General features: G+C 44.3%; 20 protein-coding genes. 15 read left to right on the top strand and 5 right to left on the bottom strand.

Annotated elements, in window-relative coordinates:
• The first annotated feature begins 429 nt into the window (after window positions 1–429).
• The 14 genes from F6J90_RS17385 (at window position 430) to F6J90_RS17450 (ending at window position 13859) form a co-directional block, all read left to right on the top strand.
• A complete protein-coding gene (locus tag F6J90_RS17385) occupies window positions 430–930 on the top strand; it encodes a DUF2231 domain-containing protein (RefSeq protein WP_293096003.1) in 501 nt (166 codons plus the stop codon).
• Window positions 927–1532 (top strand): DUF2231 domain-containing protein, encoded by a 606-nt coding sequence (locus tag F6J90_RS17390; RefSeq protein WP_293038253.1) that lies wholly within the window; start codon window positions 927–929, stop codon window positions 1530–1532. The genes F6J90_RS17385 and F6J90_RS17390 overlap by 4 nt, the downstream gene beginning before the upstream one ends.
• A gap of 8 nt (window positions 1533–1540) precedes the next feature.
• A complete protein-coding gene (locus tag F6J90_RS17395) occupies window positions 1541–2482 on the top strand; it encodes a cytochrome c oxidase subunit II (RefSeq protein ID WP_293096006.1) in 942 nt (313 codons plus the stop codon).
• On the top strand, window positions 2479–4167 hold the full coding sequence (gene ctaD, locus F6J90_RS17400) for a cytochrome c oxidase subunit I (RefSeq protein ID WP_293096008.1): 1689 nt from the start codon (window positions 2479–2481) through the stop codon (window positions 4165–4167). Before F6J90_RS17395 ends, ctaD begins: the two co-directional genes overlap by 4 nt.
• Complete coding sequence (locus F6J90_RS17405; RefSeq protein ID WP_293096011.1) at window positions 4154–4789, top strand: heme-copper oxidase subunit III; 636 nt, start codon at window positions 4154–4156, stop codon at window positions 4787–4789. Before ctaD ends, F6J90_RS17405 begins: the two co-directional genes overlap by 14 nt.
• Entirely contained in the window at window positions 4780–5295 is a 516-nt protein-coding gene (locus tag F6J90_RS17410; RefSeq protein ID WP_293096013.1) for a DUF29 domain-containing protein, read from the top strand. Before F6J90_RS17405 ends, F6J90_RS17410 begins: the two co-directional genes overlap by 10 nt.
• Before the next feature lie 146 nt (window positions 5296–5441).
• Window positions 5442–5831 carry a hypothetical protein gene (locus F6J90_RS17415; RefSeq protein WP_293096016.1) on the top strand — a complete coding sequence of 130 codons (390 nt, stop codon included), beginning with the start codon at window positions 5442–5444 and terminating at the stop codon, window positions 5829–5831.
• 206 nt (window positions 5832–6037) lie between these two features.
• Window positions 6038–6274, top strand: coding sequence for a hypothetical protein (locus F6J90_RS17420; protein ID WP_293096019.1), 237 nt, complete (start codon window positions 6038–6040; stop codon window positions 6272–6274).
• A gap of 188 nt (window positions 6275–6462) precedes the next feature.
• Window positions 6463–7974 carry a GMC family oxidoreductase gene (locus F6J90_RS17425; RefSeq protein WP_293096022.1) on the top strand — a complete coding sequence of 504 codons (1512 nt, stop codon included), beginning with the start codon at window positions 6463–6465 and terminating at the stop codon, window positions 7972–7974.
• Between the two features lie 1407 nt (window positions 7975–9381).
• Window positions 9382–10506, top strand: coding sequence for a hypothetical protein (locus F6J90_RS17430; protein ID WP_293096025.1), 1125 nt, complete (start codon window positions 9382–9384; stop codon window positions 10504–10506).
• Between the two features lie 38 nt (window positions 10507–10544).
• Entirely contained in the window at window positions 10545–11780 is a 1236-nt protein-coding gene (locus F6J90_RS17435; protein WP_293096028.1) for a hypothetical protein, read from the top strand.
• Window positions 11781–11915: 135 nt separating this feature from the next.
• Window positions 11916–13418, top strand: coding sequence for an AAA family ATPase (locus F6J90_RS17440; RefSeq protein ID WP_293096031.1), 1503 nt, complete (start codon window positions 11916–11918; stop codon window positions 13416–13418).
• A gap of 130 nt (window positions 13419–13548) precedes the next feature.
• Window positions 13549–13695 carry a hypothetical protein gene (locus tag F6J90_RS17445; protein WP_293096034.1) on the top strand — a complete coding sequence of 49 codons (147 nt, stop codon included), beginning with the start codon at window positions 13549–13551 and terminating at the stop codon, window positions 13693–13695.
• Window positions 13689–13859, top strand: a complete 171-nt coding sequence (locus tag F6J90_RS17450; RefSeq protein WP_293096037.1) for a hypothetical protein — start codon at window positions 13689–13691, stop codon at window positions 13857–13859. The genes F6J90_RS17445 and F6J90_RS17450 overlap by 7 nt, the downstream gene beginning before the upstream one ends.
• On the opposite strand, the gene F6J90_RS17455 is transcribed toward F6J90_RS17450, so the two are convergent.
• Entirely contained in the window at window positions 13802–15403 is a 1602-nt protein-coding gene (locus tag F6J90_RS17455; RefSeq protein ID WP_293096039.1) for a serine/threonine-protein kinase, read from the bottom strand. The genes F6J90_RS17450 and F6J90_RS17455 overlap by 58 nt on opposite strands.
• Before the next feature lie 426 nt (window positions 15404–15829).
• Here F6J90_RS17455 and pheT point away from each other — a divergent pair, with 426 nt between their 5' ends.
• Window positions 15830–18274 carry a phenylalanine--tRNA ligase subunit beta gene (gene pheT / locus F6J90_RS17460; protein ID WP_293096042.1) on the top strand — a complete coding sequence of 815 codons (2445 nt, stop codon included), beginning with the start codon at window positions 15830–15832 and terminating at the stop codon, window positions 18272–18274.
• Between the two features lie 566 nt (window positions 18275–18840).
• Here the strand turns inward: pheT and rsgA are convergent.
• From rsgA to dnaK, 4 genes are all read right to left on the bottom strand, one after another.
• Window positions 18841–19971 (bottom strand): small ribosomal subunit biogenesis GTPase RsgA, encoded by a 1131-nt coding sequence (rsgA, locus tag F6J90_RS17465; protein ID WP_293096045.1) that lies wholly within the window; start codon window positions 19969–19971, stop codon window positions 18841–18843.
• The gene (locus F6J90_RS17470) at window positions 19964–20239 is read right to left on the bottom strand and encodes a sulfurtransferase TusA family protein (protein ID WP_293096048.1); all 276 of its coding nucleotides are present in this window, start codon (window positions 20237–20239) and stop codon (window positions 19964–19966) included. The genes rsgA and F6J90_RS17470 overlap by 8 nt, the downstream gene beginning before the upstream one ends.
• Entirely contained in the window at window positions 20236–21360 is a 1125-nt protein-coding gene (gene dnaJ / locus F6J90_RS17475) for a molecular chaperone DnaJ (protein ID WP_293096051.1), read from the bottom strand. The genes F6J90_RS17470 and dnaJ overlap by 4 nt, the downstream gene beginning before the upstream one ends.
• Window positions 21361–21558: 198 nt before the next feature.
• Window positions 21559–23571, bottom strand: a complete 2013-nt coding sequence (gene dnaK / locus F6J90_RS17480) for a molecular chaperone DnaK (protein ID WP_293096054.1) — start codon at window positions 23569–23571, stop codon at window positions 21559–21561.
• Window positions 23572–23578: the final 7 nt, after the last annotated feature.

The raw sequence follows: 23578 nt of genomic DNA on the forward strand, positions 1-23578 counted from the left end.
TGATATATCTGAAGTCAGGTCTCGCTATACTTGCTCTATATAGTTGCTATATCTACTAACTGGAGCTAGCTGCCTGCTTTGGTAACCCTGTCATTTGAGACAATTCATTTGACACAATTAGTTGTTCGCTTAAAAATTAGCGGGCACTAACTATATATCTGATCAAGTCTAAATAAATTCTCAGTTTATGAGGATTTATGTCTAGGTAAACCAAGTAAAAAGTAGGAGAATATAAGTGATTTTCTGGAAAGTAATCAAGCCACAACAATTTTATGTTATTTTATTGCTGTTCAGCCTTAATGTAATTGTTTTTATTGCTCTAATGTCAAAGATGCCAACTAATTTTATAGTAGCGTTTTAGTGTATTTTACTATTGATTGAGTAGTATCAGCATGAGCAATTCCTCATTGAAACCTCATTGAGAACAATATGCTAGAGTATCTCCCCCCACTCAACGATCACAACTTGCCGTATCCCGATACCATTCATCCGATCGTGGTTCATTTTGTGATTGCCATGGTATTGTTTGCCGTCTTTTGTGACGCTGTCGGCTACTTTAGCCGTAATTATCGCCTGTATGAGGTAAGTTGGTGGAATTTATTTTTTGCGACTATTTCTATCTTTATTGCTGTTATTTTTGGGCAAATTGAAGCCGGATTAGCAGAGCCTTACACAGCAGCAGAGGCCACATTGAACCTGCATACGCTGATTGGTTGGTCTCTATCTGGCATCATTGCAGCGGTGACAGCATGGCGCTACATTATTCGTTCTCGCAATCCCAAAGAGTTACCCATACCTTTTCTGGGGGTGGGGGTGTTGTTAGTAGGGTTAGTGTTTTTCCAGGTCTACCTGGGTGACTTACTGGTTTGGGTCTATGGATTGCATACTGTTCCGGTAGTAGAAGGCACTAGGGAGGGCTTGTTGCAATGAGTTCAAACCTAATTGACCAACTGGGGAGCCAATTGGGAGCCAATGGCTTGCCTTACCCGATTCCGATTCATCCCAATCTGGTACATCTAACCCTTGGGTTATTTATTGTTGCGATCGGCTTTGATATCGTTGGGGTCTTGTTTCCCCTGGAAAAGCCAGTCTTTAAGATACTGGCAATTCCTGCCACAAGATCCAATTTTTTTGATGTCGGCTGGTACAACATGCTCGCAGCAGCAGTGGTTACTTTCTTCACCGTTGCAGCGGGTTTCTATGAAATCATGCTGGCAGACCCACCCACAGACGTTAGAAGTGCCTGGGGATTACAAGCCATGGAAACCATGCTTTGGCATGGAGTTGGCGGAGTCTTGCTGCTGCTGCTGATTGTAGCAATGACAGTATGGCGAGGGTTTCAGCGATTTGTTTGGAATAAGGATAGAGCCAGACAGGTACAATGGACCTATTTGTTAGCGGGACTAGGGATTTTTGCACTGATGTTTGTTCACGGTACCCTGGGAGCGCAACTGGCGGCAGATTTTGGCCTACACATTAGCGCCGATCGCCTGTTGAGACTGGGAGAAGATCCAAACTTACTCTTGAAATAAATAAGCTCATGAATATTCGCAGGATTTTGACCTTGGTTGTCGTTGCGATCGCATTAGCCGGGATTAGTCTGTGGATGGGTCAACAGGCTTACTCTTGGTTTCCTCCCCAAGCTTCAGCTGAATCCCTGCTAGTTGACGATTTATTCAGTTTCCTTGTGACACTGGGAACCTTTATTTTCTTAGGAGTAGTAGGAACCCTAACCTATTCAGTCTTGTTTCAGCGGGCAGGCAAGTATGACATCAGTGATGGTCCACCAATTGAAGGAAACATCACCCTGGAAATCGTCTGGACAGCAATTCCCTTAGCCTTAGTAATTTGGATTGCAGCCTACAGCTACCAGGTCTACGACCAGATGTCGATTCTCGGTCCGATGGAGCATGTTCATCTAGAAATGGCAACCGCTGAGGCTGCACCCATCGAGCCAAGCCCTGACTCACAAATGCCTGACTCCAACGAACCGATAGAGCGCATCGAAGTCTTCTCTCGTCAGTGGGCGTGGGAATTTCGCTATCCCGAGCAGAGTATCACCAGCACAGAACTCCATTTACCCAACAACCATCGCATCAAGCTTACCCTGAAATCAGAAGATGTGATACATGGGTTTTATATTCCCGCCTTTCGAGTCAAGCAGGATATTATCCCAAATCAGGCGATCGAGTTTGAATTTACTCCCATTCGCGAAGGCAAATATCGGTTGCGGGATTCTCAATACAGTGGGACTTACTTTGCAGCAATGCAGGCGGATGTGGTAGTAGAATCCCCGGAATCCTATCAGCAGTGGCTTGCTCAAGCAGCGGTTCAACCCCCCGCAGCAGCCTACAATCCAGCCTTTGAGGAATATCGTCGAGCCTCTGAAACAGCAATTAATGCAGGCTGGAAAACGGTGGTTCCAGCTGCGCCTCCTATGGTTAATTACTCCGGTTCAAATCTCCAAAACCAAGGGTTATGACTAATCTTTCTTCAGTTGAACCAATCGGCTCCTTGGGCAAACAGCCCTCGCCAGGTGCCCCTGAAGACTGGAAACGGTTTTTCAGCTTCAGCACCGATCACAAAGTGATTGGGATTCAGTATATTGTCACCTCTTTTTTCTTTTTTCTCATTGGTGGGATTTTTGCCATGATTGTCCGGGGTGAACTGATTACCCCAGAGGCCGATCTGGTCGATCGCACCGTCTACAATGCTATGTTTACCCTCCACGGAACAGTAATGCTGTTCTTGTGGACTTTTCCAGTTTTGGCCGGGCTGGCCAATTACCTAGTACCGCTGATGATTGGGGCACGGGATATGGCATTTCCCCGGCTGAATGCCCTGGCCTTCTGGATGGTGCCCGTTTTTGGGATTGTCCTGATGGGAAGCTTTTTAGCTCCAGGAGGCCCAGCCCAGGCAGGTTGGTGGTCTTATCCACCCGTGAGCCTGCAAAACCCCACTGGTGCTTTGATTAGCGGTCAATTTCTCTGGTTACTAGCCGTGGCGCTTTCGGGGGTATCCTCTATTCTGGGAGCCGTCAACATCGTAACCACGATTATTCGGATGCGATCGCCCGGAATGACCTTCTTCCGAATGCCTGTGTTTGTCTGGGCTGTACTCAGTGCCCAGATTATTCAATTATTTGGCTTACCTGCCCTCACCGCTGGAGCCATCATGCTGTTGTTTGATTTAACCCTAGGCACCAGCTTTTTTGACCCTGCCAAAGGGGGCGATCCCATTCTGTTCCAGCACTTTTTCTGGTTCTACTCTCACCCAGCCGTTTACGTAATTATCCTGCCGATTTTTGGCATTTTTTCAGAAATATTCCCAGTTTACGCCCGCAAGCCCCTTTTTGGTTACAAAGTAGTTGCTATTTCATCCCTAATTATTGTTGGGTTGAGCGCTATAGTCTGGGTGCATCACATGTTTGCTAGCGGCACCCCCGGATGGATGCGGATGCTGTTTATGTTCTCCACAATGCTGATTTCCGTGCCAACTGGCATCAAAGTCTTTGCTTGGGTAGCAACCATTTGGGGAGGCAAACTCAGACTCACCAGCGCCATGCTTTTCGGACTAGGTGGCTTGGTGATGTTCGTATTTGCGGGCATTACTGGGATTATGTTAGCAGCCGTTCCAGTAGATATTCACGTCAACAACACCTATTTCGTTGTTGGTCACTTTCACTACGTTATCTATGGCGCAACAGTTATGGGGATTTATGCCGCCTTCTACCATTGGTTCCCCAAAATGACAGGGCGCATGTATAATGAAGGGTTGGGAAAACTGCACTTTGCCCTGACCTTTATCGGAGCCAATCTCAATTTCTTCCCCATGCACCCATTAGGACTGCAAGGCATGCCCCGCCGAGTTGCGTCCTACGATCCCGAATTTGCCTTTTGGAATGTGGTTGCTAGCATTGGAGCGTTCCTGTTGGGCATGTCTACTTTGCCCTTTATCCTCAATATGGTCGGTTCCTGGGTACAAGGAGAAAAAGCACCAGCCAATCCCTGGCGGGCGATCGGGATAGAATGGCTTGTCTCCTCCCCGCCCAGTCACGAGAACTTTGAACAGTTGCCTGTGGTGATTGCCGAACCCTATGGCTATGGCAAATCTGAACCTTTGGTTTCTAACCCTGATGCCCTAGAAGTTATCCATGAACCCAACTGAAATCGATCCATCACTCACCTCTGGTGTAATACCGAGTCACACCCATACCTCTGATGGGACGGCAGAACATAGCCATGATGAAGCGGGCAACAGCATGTTTGGCTTCATCATTTTCTTGCTTTCGGAAAGTGTTATCTTCCTGAGCTTCTTTGCTGGATACATTGTTTACAAGACTACCACAGCCGACTGGCTCCCTACCGGTGTCACAGGGCTAGAGATTAAAGAGCCAGCTATTAATACTGTAGTCCTGGTTTCTAGTAGTTTCGTAATTTACATTGCTGAACGATATCTCCATGTCAATAATCTGTGGGGCTTTCGGGCATTCTGGCTCCTGACCATGGCAATGGGGAGCTACTTTTTATATGGTCAGGCAGTGGAATGGAGCAGTCTCCCCTTTGGGTTTACCGATGGGGTATTTGGCGGTACCTTTTATTTGCTTACCGGGTTTCATGGTTTGCACGTGCTCACAGGAGTCTTGTTGCAATTGATTATGCTGGGACGCTCCTTCATTCCTGGTAACTACGACAACGGTGAGTTTGGGGTTGCTGCCACCTCCCTGTTCTGGCATTTTGTAGATGTGATCTGGATTATTTTGTTTGTGCTGATTTACATTTGGCAGTAGCGTTATTCTTAGGTTGGGTGAGCAGGAGCGAAACCCAACCAGGTAAGGCTTTCGTCACGTTTAGTGAGATTTCCAAGAAAAAAATGCTCTATGAAACTGACATCATCAAATGGGTTGAACAACAAGTTTCCCTGATCAAAGAACAACGATATAGTGAAGTAGACTGGGTTAATCTCCTAGAAGAGATTGAAGACTTGAGTAAACGAGAGCGAGACCGCTTTTTATCCTCTCTTCGTTTAACGATTCAACATCTGTTGAAATGGGAATATCAACCTGAAAAACGGTTTAGATCTTGGGAAATCACCATTAAACGAGAGCGCAATAACCTTAAACGCTATCTCAGAGATACTCCTAGTTTAAAGCGATACTGGGCAGATTTATCAAAAGTTTATTGTGATGCGAGAGCCGATGCTGCTAATGAAACCGGAATTTCCGATTGGGACTTTCCTGACAAATGTCCCTATTCCCCTGAGCAAATCCAATCAGATTGGTTTCCTCCAGAATAGAATATCTCAGAATATAGCAGTTAGCAATATTTTAAAACCTTTGATTTTTTTTAGTAATTATCCAAGCCCCTTTGATGAAACTATAACAAATTTAATGTTACATGACCATGGATAGAAAAGACAGGTTACCGCTTATAGGAGTAGGGTTGATTATTAGTGTAATCCTCATGGGTTGTAATCCCTCTGATGATGCTTTAGAAAAATCTCGTTATCAACCCTTGAATCTAGCTGAGATAAAAGGTAAGGGAATAGGAGATGATCCGAAAGCGATCGCATTAGACTTATTTGGTAACAAAGAAACGGTCGAGAGTGAGTTTACTGAAGAAATCAAGGTGATTGATCAGCAAGCTTTTGAGAAAATCGTAATTCTAACCCAGATGAATCTACCTGATGACAAAATTAGGGGCAAGCGTTATCGACTTGAGTTTCAATTCGATCAATCTACCGGTAAATGGAATTTAAAGGAAGCAGGTCGTCAACAGTCCTGTTATAAAAGTGAGAAACCTAAAGATTGGACAATTGAGCCTTGTCCCTAGCTAAACTTGTCGATAGCGTTTATCGTAGTTATGAGGTAAGCTATCAGCTATCAGCTATCAGCTATCAGCTATCAGCTATCAGCCATCAGCTATCAGCCAATGCGCTACGCGCACGCTACGCGAACATATATCATCCCTACTAGATTCAACATTTTTGGGCAATACAATAACTTATTAATAACCTATAATTGTACTAAGTTACTGCTATGTCAATCAGCACCGAAGCTATCAAGCAAGACCTCGATCTACTTACTGCTGAACAACTTCAGCAAGTCGCTGATTTTATTGCATTTCTTAAGTTTCAAGATAAACGTCGTCGGATTGTTCTTGATCCTGGTCAGTTAAAAGCCATTTCTCATGAGTTTGCTGAGGAAGACCGCGCTCTTGCTGAAGTGGGAATGAGCGATTATGCGGCAAGTCTTGATCAAGAAGATAAGCTATGACTAATCAATATCAAAGCAGTATCTCTACCACAAAAAAAATCTAACCAATCGCTACAGCTGATCGTAAGCTATAAAATTTATTATTAAAATTAATATAGCATAAGTTAAGAAGTTTTAGCTCCTAAACTCCTGTAACTCCTGAACTCCTGTAACTTCCGACTTCCCACTTCAAACTTCGGACTTGTACTATGATTATCGACGACCAATACTACGACTTGATTATTATTGGCACAGGGGCTGGCGGCGGAACCTTAGCCTATAAACTTGCGCCAACCGGGAAGAAAATTCTCATCCTAGAACGAGGGGATTTTATGCCTCTAGAAGAGCAAAATCGCAGTAATGTCGATATTTTTAAGCGAGAACGCTATCACGCTCCTGAAATTTGGTATGACACTGCTGAAGAACCCTTTTTCCCCCAAATGAATTACGCTATCGGTGGCAATACTAAAATCTATGGTGCAGCATTGCTACGACTGCGGGAGCGGGATTTTGAAAAAGTGCAACATCAAGAGGGAGTGTCGCCGGAGTGGTGTTTGAAATATTCCGACTTTGAACCCTACTACACTCAAGCGGAACAGCTTTATAAAGTTCACGGTCAGGCAACCAGCGATCCCACCGAGCCATTTCATAGTCAAGACTATCCCTTTGAAGCAATCCCCCAAGAGCCTCAAATTGCGGAAATTTACAATGCGATCGCTCAGCAAGGTCTGCATCCATCTTACCTACCGTTAGGACTGACGCGCCAAGACGACGACCCAACCAATGATTCCGAGGTCAGCGGAATTGTGCCAGCTTTGGAACATCCGAACGTGACCTTAAAAACCAATGCGAAAGTGGTCTGTTTGCACACTAACCCCTCAGGTTTAGCAGTTAAAGGGGTCGAAGCCGAAATTGCCGGACAATCCTACCTGTTTATGGGGGAAATTGTCGTGGTTGCTTGTGGTGCCGTGAATTCAGCAGCATTACTATTACACTCTGCCAATGATCGACACCCCCAAGGACTTGCTAACAGTTCGGGGCAAGTGGGACGGAATTTGATGAAAAGCCTAATGACTGCTGTAGTGCAACTGAGCACTAAGCCCAATTCAGGTGCTTTTCAAAGAAGTATTTATCTCAATGATTTTTATTGGGGTGATCCCGATTTTCCTTACCCAATGGGTCACATTCAAAATTCCGGTGGATTGCTCACAGATATTATTTTTGCTGAAGCACCACCACTGTTATCAGTTCTAGCAAAATTTATGCCAGGATTTGGACTGAAGCAGTTAGCTACTCGTTCCATTGGCTGGTGGGTGCAAACCGAAGATTTGCCCGATCCCAATAATCGAGTACGAATTGATGGAAACAAGTTGTATATTGACTACACTCCCAATAATATGGAAGCCCACGATCGCCTAGTTTATCGCTTGACTGAGGTGCTAAAAGCTATTGAAAAACGGCTGGATAGTTTTCAGAGCGGGAAAATATATCCTCGTGGGGAAGTGCCAATTCAAGTAATGGCAAACCAGTGTGGCACCTGCCGTTTTGGAGACGATCCTGCTACTTCCGTGCTCGATCGCAACTGCCGCACTCATGATCTGGAAAATCTTTACGTAGTCGATGGTAGTTTCTTTCCATCCAATGCCAGTGTCAGCCCAGCTTTAACCATTATTGCCAATGCTCTACGGGTGGGGGATCATCTGATTGAACGGTTTGGGTAAGTGCGTAGGGTGCTTTAGGGGCGGGCTTGCCCTCATTTTCAAAGTCGCCAGTTTTAGGTTGCTGCCCGTAACGCACCACCGGGTCAAACAGCAAATGGGTTTCGATTGCCTTTAGCTGTCCGGCAAAATTCATCCCACACCTAATGCTACGCATTAGGTGTGGGATGAATTTTGCACAGGGTATTAATAAAATTGCTATAATATATTTACTGATAAACAAAGCCGAACGCGCCCCGCGTGGCCTACGGCCTTAAATGCTGGTTTGTCAGCCACCTACGTTCCTAAAAAACAGAACTTATTGTATTGTTCCGGCGGGTCGGGGCATCCCGGAGGCGAAACCTTAGAAGAGGGCAGCCTTAATCATAAAGTTTTAACCCTTTACCCATAGCCGACTAACCATAAAGGCTGCCCTCTTCTTGCGGTAACTTCTGACCGTGTCGTTAATAAAGCTTACCGAACGCGCCCCGCGTGGCCTACGGCCTTGTATCCGTTCGCGCAGGGTCGGCGAAAGCCGATACCGTTGGGTGGAGTTGGTAAGAAGCCCACACTGTAATCTTTGATAAGCGTGTGGGAGTATGTCACAGGCTACACAGCTTGATAAATCTGAGTTTCACCCCTTGGTTTCCCAAGAAAACCCAGGGATTTCCCACAAAAGTACAAGGTTTTTGAGCGACAAGATGCCAAAACCTTGCACGTGTTTTGGGAAAAAAGGCTTGAAAGCCTTGTCGGGTATGCCTTCTGCATTCATGCAGCAAGCCTTAATTATTGTAACTATACGTCAAAATCTAAGACTTGATCCCAGTTAACTTGCTACTATAGCGTTTCTTATACCTATGAGGTACACAGGATTTTTTCCTCTTTGCTGCTCCCTGCTCCGAACGCGCCCCGCGTGGCCCACGGCCTCAGTCCCTGCTCCCTAAAACCCAGATAATTGTACCTCATGACTATGAGAAGTGCTATATATTAACATAATTCTCAAAAAAGAATATATCCTGGATTAGGCTATATTGGGATGAGAGCAGGTCAAAGTTGCAGAACAAATGAACTATGTGGCGTTGCTGAATCTTCGAATGAAGGCGTGATCGTTTAGTTTTGTTAAAGCCCGCTAAATGCCCCAATTTTGGGGGGACTTTGGGAATTTTGTTCCCCCGCCGGTGCGCTTGACCTTGGCGAATTAAATTCGCCACGGGTCGCACCGCAAAATTGGGGGGCTAGGGCGGCAAAATCATACCCAAAATTAGCAACGCCAACTATGTACCATCAGAGCAACCTTAAACCCATGAGGGGGCGAGAGATTTAGTACAAATGTTCTGCATAAGTGACATGCTCCCTATGGGATCCCATGGAATTCCACGTCAGCCATAATCCTTGTGTTATCAGTAATATCCTCAGGAAATCATAACAACAATGAGCGACTTGATACCTCCTCAGGGGAGGAAAAATACTGAACAAATAATTTCCGAAATCTTAGTAAACTATCAAGAGTATCGTGATCGAGATAATATTCAACATTTTTGTAAGGATGTTATCGAGAAGCGTCAAGGCATAAAAGACAAAACCAAAACCCTTAGTGATATCAACAATGCGTTAGATACTATCGACCTGATTGATAGTTATCATCAAAGCTTAATCAGTGCTCAAGAACAAGGTAAATCAAAAGTAAATTGGCTTGAATCTACCCTTGAAGAAATCACCGATAGAGAAAGTGTGATAAAAAGAGGTGAAATTGTTCAAGAGATTCAAGAAGCCTTAGTTTTAACCAATAATCAGCAATTAGCTTCATTGTCTGGTGAACCAACGGGCGTATATACTCCTCTGAAGGAAATTGAAGTAGAAGGCATCAACAATCCTAGAGTTATGGAACAACAAGTATTAGATGATATTCAGAACAACACCATGCTATCTTCAATTTCCATGGCCCAGCAGTTTGATACACTTTTAGACCCTTTAAATATAGATTATTTTAATAATTTTTCCTTTCTGGACGTTGCTGATAATTATTTAAATCAATACCTTGAGCCCTTAGATAATACCTTCAAACAACTAGTTACCTTAGGCACAGTAGTTGCTAAAGAAGAGGGTCACTTAGGCATACTTGAAGAAGTAGATATAGCAGAAATTGCTGCCATGATTGATATGGGACTTACGCTTCCCCAAATCGGCTATAAACTTGGCAAAGGCGAGATTACACTGATTGAGGCTGTAGAAGATTTATATGATAGAGAAGTTGCAGCTACCTGTACCTTAGTGAGTCTAAACACCAAGGCTGTCAGTTGGTTATCCGGTACAAGTATCGGAGCTACTGTTGGAACTGTATTTGGACCAATTGGCACAGCAGTTGGAGGAATGGTAGGAAGCTTTACAGGTAAAATTGCCGGAAAACAAATTGGTCAAACTATTGCCACTGGTATCAAAAAAGTAGTAAATTTTGGGAAAGAAGCAGTAACCAAAACAGTAAAAAAAGCCTGGGCAGGAGCAAAATCTTTTGGGCGAGCTTTTGCTAAAAGTAAATTAAATCCATTGAATTGGTAGCCCTTGACAACAAACTTAAATTATTGAGGTAGAGACAGATGGCAAAGACAATTAAATTTAGTCTTATTCTGGATAATACTCCAGTCATAGATTTAGATGGTGTTAGGGAAAATTTTAATATCGATGATATCTTAAGATATTACAAAAGTGGTCTATTGCAAAAGTGGCTTGCTGTTAGGGGATTTACAGATACCTTATCAAGACTGGAGGATATCTCAGCCGAAAGTGACCTAGAGATTAGCAAGGAACTAGTGAAAATTTTCGAGATGGAAATTGAAGCAACTAAACTAGAGGAATCGTTGTATAGTATCCAGTTTCATGAAGAATGGCAGAATAAGGTAAATGATTATGCTAAGAACAATTTTAATCGCAAAGCCATTATTAATGATTATCACCAGGGTTACGATGCACTATTGAAAGGCATGTTGCAGGCTCCCGATGATATTGCTTTGATTAAAAGTAGTATGGCACAAATTGCCAAGAACTATTTATGGATCTTTAAGTATCACTTACCATGTTTTTATGATGAATTTATTGAAAAGGTGCCATTATCGATTTTTGTATCATTCATGAATCCTAGTTTGAGAAAATTATTATTAGAGTCTGAGGTTATGGCTGAAAGACTAGAAAATTTAACCAGTAAAATTAATCCTAATACAGCAAACAAAATATCTGACGATTTTACCAAAGATCATAATTTATTTGACAGACAATCAATACTTAATAGATTGGGCATAAACCTAAAACCTATAAAGCATAAAGCAGACACTAATCATAGGTGGCAGCAACTTGTTAGTTCAGACAAAAAGTGTTTAATTATCGATTTAACTGAGAGGGATAATGTTATGGTATCTCATTCAGATCCAAATTTGAAGTCCCATCAATTTAAAAAACAAGATGCTGTGGGTAAAATACTTAATGGCTTAAGATTTTATTCTTATCGTTCTGATGATTATGTCGAGTACATTACATTTACTTCAGAAAAAGACTTGGTAAATTCAGAAAAACAATTTGCAATTCCTAAAATGTTTTATTTAGTCAGGAATCATCTTAAAACCTTTAAAGGTGAAACAGAAGAGTTTTGGAAAGATATTGAACCAAAGGGTAAGCGTTTTATGATTATAGGTATGAACGATGGAAATTATGTCAGAAACTCTGGTAAACATGGTGAAGAGTTATCAGCCGATGATGTTAATGGGAAATTTGTCATTCTAGATGGGATAGATTACAAGAGTAAAAATCCTGACCATGTAATTGGTTATTTGGAAGTTTGAGATTATATAGACCCAGTGGTGTGTTACGGGCAGCAACCTAACACTGGGAAATAAGTTGAAAATCATGACAAGCCCTTCCCTAACGCACCCTACGCCTACTCCCTACTCCCTACTCCCTACTCCCTATTAGACATTATGATGAACAATACAATTCATAAACTTTCTTCCTATGTTGATTCCTTAAGACCAATCATTTATATCAACCATTTTGATTTCCATGCTACTGATTTGCTGATTAAGGAGATTGCTACAACAGCTCAGGTTTATGAATATAATGATGCTGGTGGTCATGTTGATTTTGAGACCAAAAACTCTAAGTCTAACTTTGAATTAGAAACGTTTTTGTCAGCTTTTGATAATAATGAAAGTGGAGAGAGTTTTCTGGTACTCAAGGATATTCACTTTTATTTAGATAATCCCAAAGTCATTGCTCTGCTGAAATCAATTGCCCTCAAGACCCTATACAAGGATAATTTTTATAGCACTAGTTTTATTGTTTCTAGTCAATTAATCATTCCGGCTGAACTTGATAAATTTATTACGGTCTTTGAAGTCCCTATTCCCAATCTTAATCAAATTAGAGGAATAATTAAACAATTTTTGCAGGATTTACAATTTGATATGACTGACAATGTCATTGAAGAATTAGCCTTATCCTTTAAAGGATTAAGTGAATTTGAAATTATCCAGATCTTAAACCTAGCCTATCAACAGGGTGGTTGTATCGACAAAAATGATAAGCACCTAATCATCCAAGAAAAAGAACAAATTATCAAAAAATCTGGCACCCTTGAAATTCTTAATTTCAAAGAAACACTAGATGACGTTGGAGGGCTTAATAATCTCAAGTCCTGGCTGACTAAAAAAGCTAAGATATTCAAAAATCTCGACCAAGCTATCAAATTTGGAGTTGATATACCTAAAGGTATGATGCTAATTGGGATGCCTGGGTGTGGCAAAAGTTTAGTCGCCAAAGCTACTTCTCATCTGTTTGAAGTTCCTCTACTGCGGCTAGATATTGGTAAACTACTTGGTAAGTATGTGGGAGAGAGTGAAGAAAACTTAAGTCGGGCAATTAGAATAGCTGAGGCGGTTAGTCCTTGTATTTTATGGGTAGATGAAATTGAAAAAGCCTTTGCTGGCATTGGCGAAACTGGAGGCGGAAGTGATGTCACAACCAGATTATTTGGTAATATTTTAACTTGGATTCAAGAAAAAGAAAACACTGTCTTCATTGTGGCTACCTCTAATGATATTTCCAAACTTCCGGCTGAATTTCTCAGAAAAGGAAGATTTGATGAACTGTTCTTTGTAGATTTTCCTAATGGGGATGAGCGCAAAAAAATATTTGAAATCCATCTAAAAAGGAGAAATAAATGGAATAGGATGATTGATATAATTAGCTTGCTAAAAGAAACCGATGGTTATAGTGGTGCTGACATTGAAGCTGTTGTTAAAGAAACCATAGAAAATGTTTTTCTTGATCCAGAAAAAGATTCAGTGACAACAGATGATTTGCTTGCTGTCATTAAAACCACCAAATGTCTTTCAGAATCCCTCAAAGATAAAATAGATAAAATCAGAAAGTCTTTATCTAAGATGAATGTCAAGCCAGCAAGTGAAAAAAAAAAAAAATAATCCCTGATTACCTACCAGGGTAAGCTAAGCTAATTTATATAATTTCCAAATAGATCATAAAACTCAAGGCGGCTTTATCATAATACCAAAAAATAATCCCATCTCTTTCCCCCTATTGCCTATTGCTAGCATGCCTATTGCCTCTTGCCCGCCCCCCTTACTAAGGGGGGTTAGGGGGGATTCCTCTTGCCTGTTCCCTGTTCCCTATTACCTATTCCCTATTGCCTATTGCCCGCCCCCCTTAGTAAGGGGGGTTAGGGGGGATTCCTCTTGCTAGCATGCCTCTTGCCTCTTGCCTATTCCCTATTCCCTACTTCCTACTCCCTACTCCCTACTCCCTATTCCCTACTCCCTACTCCCTACTCCCTATTCCCTTCGCTATATTACCAAAAACCCCGCTTCCCACTAGGCAGTACTGTTGTCCAATTAGTCTTAGCTTGAGCCAACTGTTCCTTAGTAACTTTAGCATTAGAAAGATTGGCTCCACACAAATTTGCTCCCCGCAGATTAGCATTTTCGAGATGAGCATAACTAAGATTCGCCCCACGCAAGTCTGCTCCTGCTAAGTTAGCCTTTTTCAAGTAAGCTCGACCCAAATTAGCATTGCGTAAGTCCGCTTGATGGAGATTCGCTTCACCAAAATTAGCACTAGATAAATCCGCTCCCTTCAAACTAATATTGAACAGTTTTCCGTGGCGGAAAATTATCCCAGATAACTCAGCATTATTAAGATTAAGTCCCCTCAAATCTTTAGCAGCAAAGTCTCTCCTGCCAGAGCCGTAAGCTTTTAATAAAGTTTCCGCATCCAACTTGCCATTACCCTTCGACTTGCCTGTGATGCTACTCCTACTACCGCTCACAGCTGTAGAATCCCTGTGACTGGTAAAACTTCCACCGTTTTGAGGTTCTGATCTTCGACCATTGCTCAATCCCCGACGCTCCCGGAATGCTCTAATTCTCTCTGCCATTCTTCGGGATTGGGCTGATGATGGGGATGAATAACCATTCGCAGGAGCCAAATTCCCTGAGTTGAAGTGAGAATTAGCATCATCAAGGGGTTGTGATACTAAACTGTTGTTTAAACTCTCCAGATATGGCTCTAGGTCAAGAGCTCTCAGGATGTCTTCTGAGCACTGATAGCGATAACGGACAGAAGACTCCAGCATTTTTCTTAAAACCTTAGCAAAGTGGTCACTAACGTTGACATTAGTCTGCCAGACTATTTCTCCGGTTGAAGGATTATAATCGAGGTCTTTGGGAGATTTACCCGTCAACAAATAAAGGCAAGTAACCCCCACTGCATAGATATCGCTAGCATAAACAGGTCGCAATGCCATTTGTTCAGGAGGGGCAAAGCCTGGAGTTCCGATGGCATAGTTGGTCAATACTGTGTCTGAGGAGTTGGAGGGATTGGTTTGGCGGTTTTTCACAGCACCAAAATCAATCAATACCAGTTTGCGGTCTTGGTCACGACGAATTATATTGGCTGGTTTAATGTCCCGGTGAATTACTTTTTTCTTATGAATATATTGCAGCAGTGGTAGAATTTCACTTAAAAATTGTTTAACTCCCTCTTCCGAGAATGAACCAGACCGTCTGACTTGCTGTTGGAGTGTCAAACCGCTAATGTATTCTTGAACCAGATAAAACTGCTGATTGTCTTCAAAGTAATCTAATAACCGTGGCAATTGGGGATGATTCCCAATTTCTCCCAAGGTTCGGGCTTCTCGCTCAAACAGATCCCTTGCCATCGGTGAAATCTCTGAGCTTTTGGCGCTTGGGCGGAGTTGTTTGATTACACAGGTCGGTTTACCGGGCAAGGATTGATCTGTTGCTAAGAAAGTTGCTCCAAATCCGCCTTGACCGAGTGGTTTGATCACACGATAGCGGTCAAGTAATAATAATTTAGAACTGCACGCCTGACACAAGTCGGCGTGTTCTGGGTTTTGTGCCTGAGTGCAGGTAGGATTTAGACAGTAGCTCATTCAGCGTTACTGATGTTGCTTTGCCCATACTGGAACTAAAACTTTTGCTCGGAGCACCTGAGCAGGAAAGATGATTTATAGTATTTTACTTTTCTTTATTTTCTGCAAAATGCCTCTTACTACCCCCTTAGTTAGACAACTATTCCGGTGAAACCTGATCCTCAACCAGGATACCTTATTTTTTGTATCCACCTAAGGGTACAAAGGACAATTTTGAGTTAAGTAAAGGGTGATTAAAGTAAAACGTATATGAAGCTACCTATATTTTAGAGCGTTTATTTAGCATTGACCATAGGTAGTGTACTTTTGTCAAGCGTTAAGGGGTTATCCCGATCACAATAGAAAAATGTTTTGCTGGAAGTAACCGGCAACTTGCACCTTATTTATTACCTTATATTAGAGTTCAGCAAAAAAATTTAGGAGTCCATGCGTATATCGTTAAACTGGCTGCGAGAACTAGTAGAAGTAACTCTGACACCAGAAGAGCTAGCTCAAACCCTAACTATGGCTGGGTTTGAGGTAGAAGATATTGAAGACCTGGGAACCCTGGCCGATGGCGTGGTGATTGGCAAGGTTCTGGAGGTAGAGCCTCACCCTAATGCAAATAAGCTTCGGGTCTGTCAAGTGGATATTGGTGGGAGTGACCCATTGAATATTGTTTGTGGTGCATCGAATGTCCGACCAGACATTTACGTGCCGGTCGCCACCATCGGAACCTACCTACCAACTATTGATTTGAAAATTCGCGCCTCAAAACTGCGCGGTGTTCGCTCAGAAGGGATGATTTGTTCCTTAGCAGAAGTCGGCTTGGCCAAGGAATCCGCTGGTATTCATATTTTCGAGGCAGAAACTATACCCCTAGGCAGTGATGCTCGTCCCTTACTGGGGTTAACCGATATCATTCTTGATGTTACCTCTACGGCTAATCGAGCGGATGCTCTAAGTATGGTGGGCGTGGCCAGAGAAGTAGTGGCCTTAACTGGGGCATCCTTAACCTTGCCAGAAACAGTTGAGGTGTCTATTCCAGAAGCATCCGATGCCTTGACCTTGAAAGTATCTGAACCCAAAGCAAGCCCTGCCTATATTGGCACTGTGATTGAAGGGGTTAAGATTGGTCCTTCTCCCGATTGGTTACAACAGCGCTTGAAAGCCGCTGGAGTGCGACCGATTAATAATGTAGTGGATGTCACTAATTACATTCTCTTGGAATGGGGTCAGCCCCTCCATGCCTTTGACCGGGAACGCTTGCAAGCTGTTGCTGGGGTCGAAAACCTAACCATTGGTGTCCGCTTTGCTAAGAGTGGGGAATCCCTGACTACTCTTGATGGTCAAACCCGTTCCCTGGAACCACAAGCTTTACTGATCACAGCTAACGACCAACCGGTTGCTATGGCTGGGGTTATGGGTGGGGAAGCCACAGAAGTGAACGACAACACCCAAAGTATTGTTTTGGAAGCAGCACTGTTTGATCCAGTGACTATTCGTCGTTCTTCCCGCAGTCAAAGCATACGGACAGAATCATCTGCCCGTTATGAGCGTGGTGTCAATCAAGCAGAATTGGATATTGCTTGTAAAAGAGCGATCGCATTAATTACTGAGTTAGCTGCTGGTACCCCCACCACCCAGAGTATTGCTGACCAGCGCCCTGACCCCTCTACTTGGGCACGTTCCATTGAGTTACGTCTTGACCGTGTCAATCAGATTTTAGGGCCAGTTCATGAGGGAGAGGAGCTTGGGGAAATCCTGCCAGAAGATGTGGAAAGAATCCTGACTGCCCTCGGATGTCAACTACAACCGGGCTGCACCCAGGATTCTCTCCAATGGACAGTGACTGTACCGCCCTACCGCTATCGGGATTTAGAGCGGGAAATTGATTTAATTGAGGAAATTGCCCGTCTCTATGGCTATGACAACTTCTGTGATAGCTTACCAGACAAAACTGAACCAGGTTATCTATCTGCTGAGGAATTTTTAAAGCGAAAACTGCGATCGCAATTCCGTGCAGTTGGGTTGACCGAATTAGTCCAGTATTCCTTGGTAAAGCCAGAGGAACAGACCCAAATTCGTCTCGATAATCCCCTGTTTACGGAATATTCATCCCTACGCACGGATTTACTATCAGGGCTGATTGATGCTTGTCAGTACAATATCGACCAAGGGAACGGTGTACTCAACGGTTTTGAAATTGGTCGGGTCTTCTGGCGAGCAGAAGAGGGTTTCGCAGAAGCTGATGCTATTGCCGGAATTTTAGGGGGAAACATCACCCAAGGTAACTGGGTCAGGGCAGGGCGTTCCGAACCCATGACCTGGTATGAGGCTAAGGGAGTACTAGAGAGTGTATTTTCTCGTTGCGGCCTAACAGTAGAATACCAACCAGACCACAGCGATCCCCGTCTTCACCCAGGACGCACTGCATCCTTGTGGTTGCAAGGTGAGAAATTAGGCAAATTTGGGCAGTTGCACCCCCAGCTACGCTCAGAAAGGGGTTTTCCCGATCAGGTTTATGTATTTGATTTGGACTTGGAGCTAATTTTAGAGGCTCTTGATCGCGATGAAATTCTGACTCCCCGGTTCCAAGTCTATTCCACCTACCCAGCCATTGACCGGGATATTGCGTTCTTTGCCCCACTACAAGTCTCAGTGGCAGAAATCGAACGTTCAACCCGGAAAGCTGCGGGAAATTTGTTGCAGTCCGTGGAAGTGTTTGATGAATATAAAGGGGAGTCTGTTCCTGAGGGACAGAGAAGTTTGGCATTTCGGCTAATCTACCGTGCTAGCGATCGCACTCTTACTGATGCAGAAGTCGAGCCAGTACATCAGAAAGTGCGAGAAGCCCTAGAGGAAAAATTTGGGGTTAGCCTTAGAAGTTAAACGTTAGCTGTCCGGCAAAATTCATCCCGCAGCATAGGTGTGGGATGAATTTTGCACAGAGGGAATTGCTATAATATATGTACTGATAAACAAAGCCGAACGCGCCCCGCGTGGCCAAAGGCCTTAAATGCTGGTTTGTCAGCTATTTAACTAGCGAAAAAATCGAATTTTTGTATTGTTCCGGTGCGGAGGGTCATCCCGGAGACGAAACCTTAGAATAGGGTTTGAAGTCTCCGTAAGGATAGGGTCGCCTTATTACAAGAGACTTAACCCTATTTTGCATGACCTACAAACTATAAAGGCGACCCTATCCTAAGGATTCGTCTCTGGCCTTAATCATAAAGTTTTAACCCTTTACGCATAACCGACTAACCATAAAGGCTGCCCTATTCTTGCGGTAACTTCTGACCGTGTCGTTAATAAAGCAAGCCTACGTATCCGTTCGCGCAGGGTCGGCGAAAGCCGATACCGTTGGGTGGAGTTGGCAAGAAGCCCACACTGACCTTACAGGTTCAGTGTGGGAGTATGTCACAAGTTAAACGGTTGAAGGATGAAGTATTCATACTTCATCCTTCATTCATATCGTCATAAAGTTCATCTAGGGTCTGGTGCTGAGTACGCCGGGAGCGACGGCGGTATTTTTTTGTTTCTAGCTTGGGTTCGTATTGACGCCGACCAGAAGCTTTAATTTTTAACTTCATAGTCGATTCTATATCAGCTTTTTGGTTCAAAGCCTCTTGTCGTGCAATCACTTCTGCTAAAAAATCCAGATAATGCTGGTACCGTTCCCAGTCTCCTCGCACAGCACAGTTTGGCTCATCCCGATGTAGACAATTACTGAATTGACAGCGGTGTTGGGCTAAACGCTCTCTTGCTTCTGGAAAGTAATGGATTAAATCCTCAGGAGTACAAGTCAAGTCAGGCTGATTGAATCCGGGGGTATCTGCCAAAAAACCACCTCTGGGCAACTCAAATAATTCCACGTGCCGAGTGGTGTGGCGTCCTCGACCCAGTTTACCAGTCACTTCTGCCACCCGCACCCTTGTTGCTGGAATCAGATAATTAATTAGACTGGATTTACCGACACCAGAAAGACCAGCCATAACGCTGATTGTCTGACTCAACAGGTCAGTCAGTTGTGCTAAACAAGTACCATTATGAACGCTGATCAAGACTGGCTGATAACCCCATGCTTCCAGACGCTGTTGCCAATGCTGCTGTTGCTGTTGTGTTACTAAATCAAGTTTATTCAGACACAAAGAGACCTTGAAACCAGTAGATTCTGCCTTCACCAAAAACCGACTCAGCTGATAAGCATCCAGGGTCGGTTCTTCCAGAGCAAAAACCACCAGAATTTGCTGAGCATTGGCGATTGGTGGGCGGTCGAGCTGGGTTGTCCGGGGCAGCACTTCGGCAATCACCCCTCGTCCACCAGCCCAGTCAGGTTCATCTACTACAACCCGGTCTCCCACCATCACCTGCTGGCCAATTTTTTTCAACCGGGCTCTACGGGTACATAAGAGGCTTGAAGGTTGTAGGTTATTTGCTTGAAGGTTATCTTCACAACCTACAACCTCCAATTTGTCAACCTTCAACTGATCTAAACGCACCTGATAGAAATTTGCCTGAACCGCCAGCACGGTACCCAGCCAAGGGGTTGACAAGTTTGATGAATTAGTGTATTCTAATTCAATCATGAAGATGCTGGTATGGACGACGCACCTTCAGAGCAAAATAGCGATCGCGTTCTTCAACGCCCTCTATGGGGTAACCCTCCATAGTCAGACTATCAGGAACCTGTTCTATTGGTTCTCCTGGGTCGAGCCACACTTCTAATAGGGCACCTGGAGCCATTTTCTCTAGATAGAGTTTAGTCCGAACAAAGTTAATCGGGCAAGGGGTGCCCCGCAGATCCAGCTTATCATCAGGTAATGAACTGATCTCGGAGGAGGCTAGTCCACTCATGAGCCAAACAACCCTCCCAAGAATCCTTCTATACCACCTTTACCAGTGCGCTCACCCTTAATTTTCGCTAGCTTCTCTAGCAATTCCCTTTCCTCAGCGGTAATTCGAGTGGGGATATCTACCAAAATCGTGATTAGGTGATCGCCCCGACTGACTGGGTTACCCAATTTGGGGACACCGTGATTGTCTAAAGTTAATACCGTATGGGGTTGAGTACCGGGTGGAATAGTTAATTCCTCTGGACCGTCCACTGTCTCTGCTTCGATAATACAGCCTAAAATGGCTTGCAAATAGCTAATTTTCATTTCAGACAGAATGTTAATCCCATCCCGCTGAAACTGGCTGTCTTCGTTTACAAATAGATAAACGTATAGGTCTCCTGGTGGACCAGCACGTAATCCAGCATCTCCTTCTTTAGAAACCCTGAGCCTGGTGCCATTATCCACCCCTGCTGGAATGGTGATTTTCAGCTTTTTGGTTTCTTGTTTGCGACCAGCACCACCACAGGCTTCACACTTATCCTCAATGATTTGCCCTTCACCGTTACAGGTAGGACAGACTGAGACTTGGGTGAAACTACCAAAGGGGGTACGAGTAGCACGCCGTACTTGACCTGAACCGTTACAGGTTGGGCAAGTGCGGGGTCGAGTTCCTGGCTTAGCTCCTGTGCCGTTACAAACTTTACAAGTTTCTAGGTGAGGAATGCGGATTTCCTTTTCACCACCGAATATAGCTTCCTTGAAAGCCAGCTTCAAGTCTAGTCGCAGGTCGTCACCACGCACCGGACCACTACGCCGACGACCAGTTTGCTGACCCATACCACCAGCAAAGCCGCTGAAGAAGCTTTCAAAAATATCAGCAAAGCCCATATCCCCAAAATCTGAGTAAGCTGCTCCCGCACCTGAGGAAACACCAGCTTCCCCAAAACGGTCATATCTTGCTCGAGTTTCTGGTTCTGAGAGGACTTCGTAAGCCCGGTTAATTTCCTTAAAGCGCTCTTCAGCTCCTGGTTCTTTGTTAACATCTGGGTGGTACTTCCGTGCCAAGCGACGGTAAGCACGTTTAATTTCATCTTTGTCGGCATCACGAGAGACACCAAGCAGATCATAATAGTCAGCCATAGAGCGCTGATCGGTATTCCATTTACATAGTAGGGGCTATTGTTATTCCTCAGGTTATTGCTATAAAAGCACCATGAGCGCATTTCAGCATTACCTGCATCCTATATCATTGTCTATCAAAAAAATCAGCTGATTGCCACCTGAGCGAGTGACCATACTCTCACGGTCGGCTTGAGCTAGTCCAAGCAGCGAGTTCAATTATCTATCTTTTAGGGAGCTGTTGCCGTAATCAACTGCTTCGTAGTCAACATCCACCTCTAAGGTCTCATCCTCAAAATCAACCACAAATTCTCCGACAGCATCCGGTTCTATTTGGGTGGAGTCGTTGAAATTTGACTCTTGAACTGTTTCGTCAGAGGTGATAAATTCCGGGTCTGACCCAAGGCTGGCACTGGCGTAAATGATACCCCCAATTTCCAAGACAGTTTTCTGCAAAGTTTCAATAGCTTCTTTCACCTCCTCGACCTCAATTGAGGGGTTTGTCATTATGGTGTCTAGGTGCTGCTTTTGTTGATCTGCTTGCTCCTTGAGTCCTTGAGCCTGAAGGTTAGTGCTAATCAATTCCCCATGGTCTTTGATGGTAGATTCATAGTTATATAGTAAGCTATCGGCTTGGTTTTTGAGTTGCACCAATTCCATGCGACGGCGGTCTTGGTCAGCATAGTCTTCTGCCTCACGGCGCATCCGTTCCACCTCCGCTGGACTTAATCCCCCCGTATTGGTAATCACAATACTTTGCTCTTTCCCAGTGCCTCGATCAGTGGCAGCGACTTTAAGAATGCCGTTGACATCGATTTCAAAGGTGACTTCAATTTGAGGTACACCACGAGGAGCTGGGGGAATACCAGTCAGCAGGAATTTTCCCAGGCTTTTGTTATCTCTAGCCATTGCCCGCTCCCCCTGCAATACGTGGATTTCTACGGAGGTTTGTCCATCGGTAGCGGTGGAGAATACCTGGGACTTACTGGTAGGAATAGTAGTATTGCGCTCGATAATTTTGGTGAACACTTCCCCTAAGGTTTCTATACCCAGGGACAGGGGAGTAACATCCAGTAGCAGGACATCTTCGACTTCCCCGCCCAAAACACCAGCCTGAATTGCTGCTCCCAATGCCACAGCTTCATCGGGGTTAACCGAACGATCGGTAGCCTTACCATTAAAAAACCTTTTAATAGCATCCTGCACCGCCGGGATACGGGTCGAACCCCCTACCAGCAAAATCCGGTCAATGTCCTCTGGCTTGAGGTCACTATCTTTGAGCGCCTGCTTTACTGGTTCTATAGTTGCGTTAATCAGGTCCCTGGATAGTTCTTCAAACTTAGCCCGGGACAACTCCATCTCCAAGTGTTTTGGTCCTGTTTCATCAGCAGTAATGAAGGGCAAGTTGATCGGGGTGGCTACCATGCTAGACAGTTCAATTTTTGCCTTTTCCGCCGCCTCTCGCAAACGCTGAAGAGCCATTTTGTCTTGGGTGAGATTGATGCCCTCTTTGGCTTTAAAGTTTTCCACCATCCAGCGGACAATCACATTATCGAAGTCATCTCCCCCCAAATGATTGTTACCAGAGGTTGCCTTTACTTCAAAGACCCCATTCCCCAGTTGCAGAACTGAGACATCAAAGGTACCACCCCCCAAGTCAAACACCAAGATCAGCTGGTCTTGATCCAGCTTATCTAAGCCATAGGCAAGAGCAGCAGAAGTCGGTTCGTTTATAATGCGCAACACTTCCAAACCAGCAATGGTACCCCCATCTTTGGTGGCTTGCCGTTGAGCATCGGTAAAGTAGGCAGGAACTGTGATCACCGCTTGAGTCACTGAGTCCCCAAGAAAGGTTTCAGCATCAGCCTTGAGCTTTTGTAAGATCATGGCCGAGATTTCCTGAGGGGTGTACTCTCGACGCCGAATCTTGACATCTACGGTCTCATCACGACCCTTAACACAGGTATAGGGGACACGGGAACGCTCTGTAGCGGTTTCATCCCAACGACGTCCGATAAAGCGCTTGATACTGTAGACACTGTTTTCCGCATTGGTCACTGCTTGACGCTTGGCCAGTTGACCAACCAGGTGCTCCCCTGACTTGCCAAATCCCACAATACTCGGTGTGGTTCGCCCACCTTCCGAGCTGGAAATGACTATGGGTTTACCTCCTTCTAAGACAGCAACACAACTATTGGTTGTGCCGAGGTCGATGCCAATAACTTTTCCCATAGGGTTG

This window comes from Moorena sp. SIOASIH (assembly GCF_010671925.1).
GTDB lineage: Bacteria > Cyanobacteriota > Cyanobacteriia > Cyanobacteriales > Coleofasciculaceae > Moorena.

Bases quoted from the DNA above. Each gene is read 5' to 3' on its own strand.
- F6J90_RS17385 (WP_293096003.1), top strand. From the start codon at position 430: ATGCTAGAGTATCTCCCCCCACTCAACGATCACAACTTGCCGTATCCC.
- F6J90_RS17390 (WP_293038253.1), top strand. From the start codon at position 927: ATGAGTTCAAACCTAATTGACCAACTGGGGAGCCAATTGGGAGCCAAT.
- F6J90_RS17395 (WP_293096006.1), top strand. From the start codon at position 1,541: ATGAATATTCGCAGGATTTTGACCTTGGTTGTCGTTGCGATCGCATTA.
- ctaD (WP_293096008.1), top strand. From the start codon at position 2,479: ATGACTAATCTTTCTTCAGTTGAACCAATCGGCTCCTTGGGCAAACAG.
- F6J90_RS17405 (WP_293096011.1), top strand. From the start codon at position 4,154: ATGAACCCAACTGAAATCGATCCATCACTCACCTCTGGTGTAATACCG.
- F6J90_RS17420 (WP_293096019.1), top strand. From the start codon at position 6,038: ATGTCAATCAGCACCGAAGCTATCAAGCAAGACCTCGATCTACTTACT.
- F6J90_RS17425 (WP_293096022.1), top strand. From the start codon at position 6,463: ATGATTATCGACGACCAATACTACGACTTGATTATTATTGGCACAGGG.
- F6J90_RS17430 (WP_293096025.1), top strand. From the start codon at position 9,382: ATGAGCGACTTGATACCTCCTCAGGGGAGGAAAAATACTGAACAAATA.
- F6J90_RS17435 (WP_293096028.1), top strand. From the start codon at position 10,545: ATGGCAAAGACAATTAAATTTAGTCTTATTCTGGATAATACTCCAGTC.
- F6J90_RS17440 (WP_293096031.1), top strand. From the start codon at position 11,916: ATGATGAACAATACAATTCATAAACTTTCTTCCTATGTTGATTCCTTA.
- F6J90_RS17445 (WP_293096034.1), top strand. From the start codon at position 13,549: ATGCCTATTGCCTCTTGCCCGCCCCCCTTACTAAGGGGGGTTAGGGGG.
- F6J90_RS17455 (WP_293096039.1), bottom strand. From the start codon at position 15,403: ATGAGCTACTGTCTAAATCCTACCTGCACTCAGGCACAAAACCCAGAA.
- pheT (WP_293096042.1), top strand. From the start codon at position 15,830: ATGCGTATATCGTTAAACTGGCTGCGAGAACTAGTAGAAGTAACTCTG.
- rsgA (WP_293096045.1), bottom strand. From the start codon at position 19,971: ATGATTGAATTAGAATACACTAATTCATCAAACTTGTCAACCCCTTGG.
- F6J90_RS17470 (WP_293096048.1), bottom strand. From the start codon at position 20,239: ATGAGTGGACTAGCCTCCTCCGAGATCAGTTCATTACCTGATGATAAG.
- dnaJ (WP_293096051.1), bottom strand. From the start codon at position 21,360: ATGGCTGACTATTATGATCTGCTTGGTGTCTCTCGTGATGCCGACAAA.
- dnaK (WP_293096054.1), bottom strand. From the start codon at position 23,571: ATGGGAAAAGTTATTGGCATCGACCTCGGCACAACCAATAGTTGTGTT.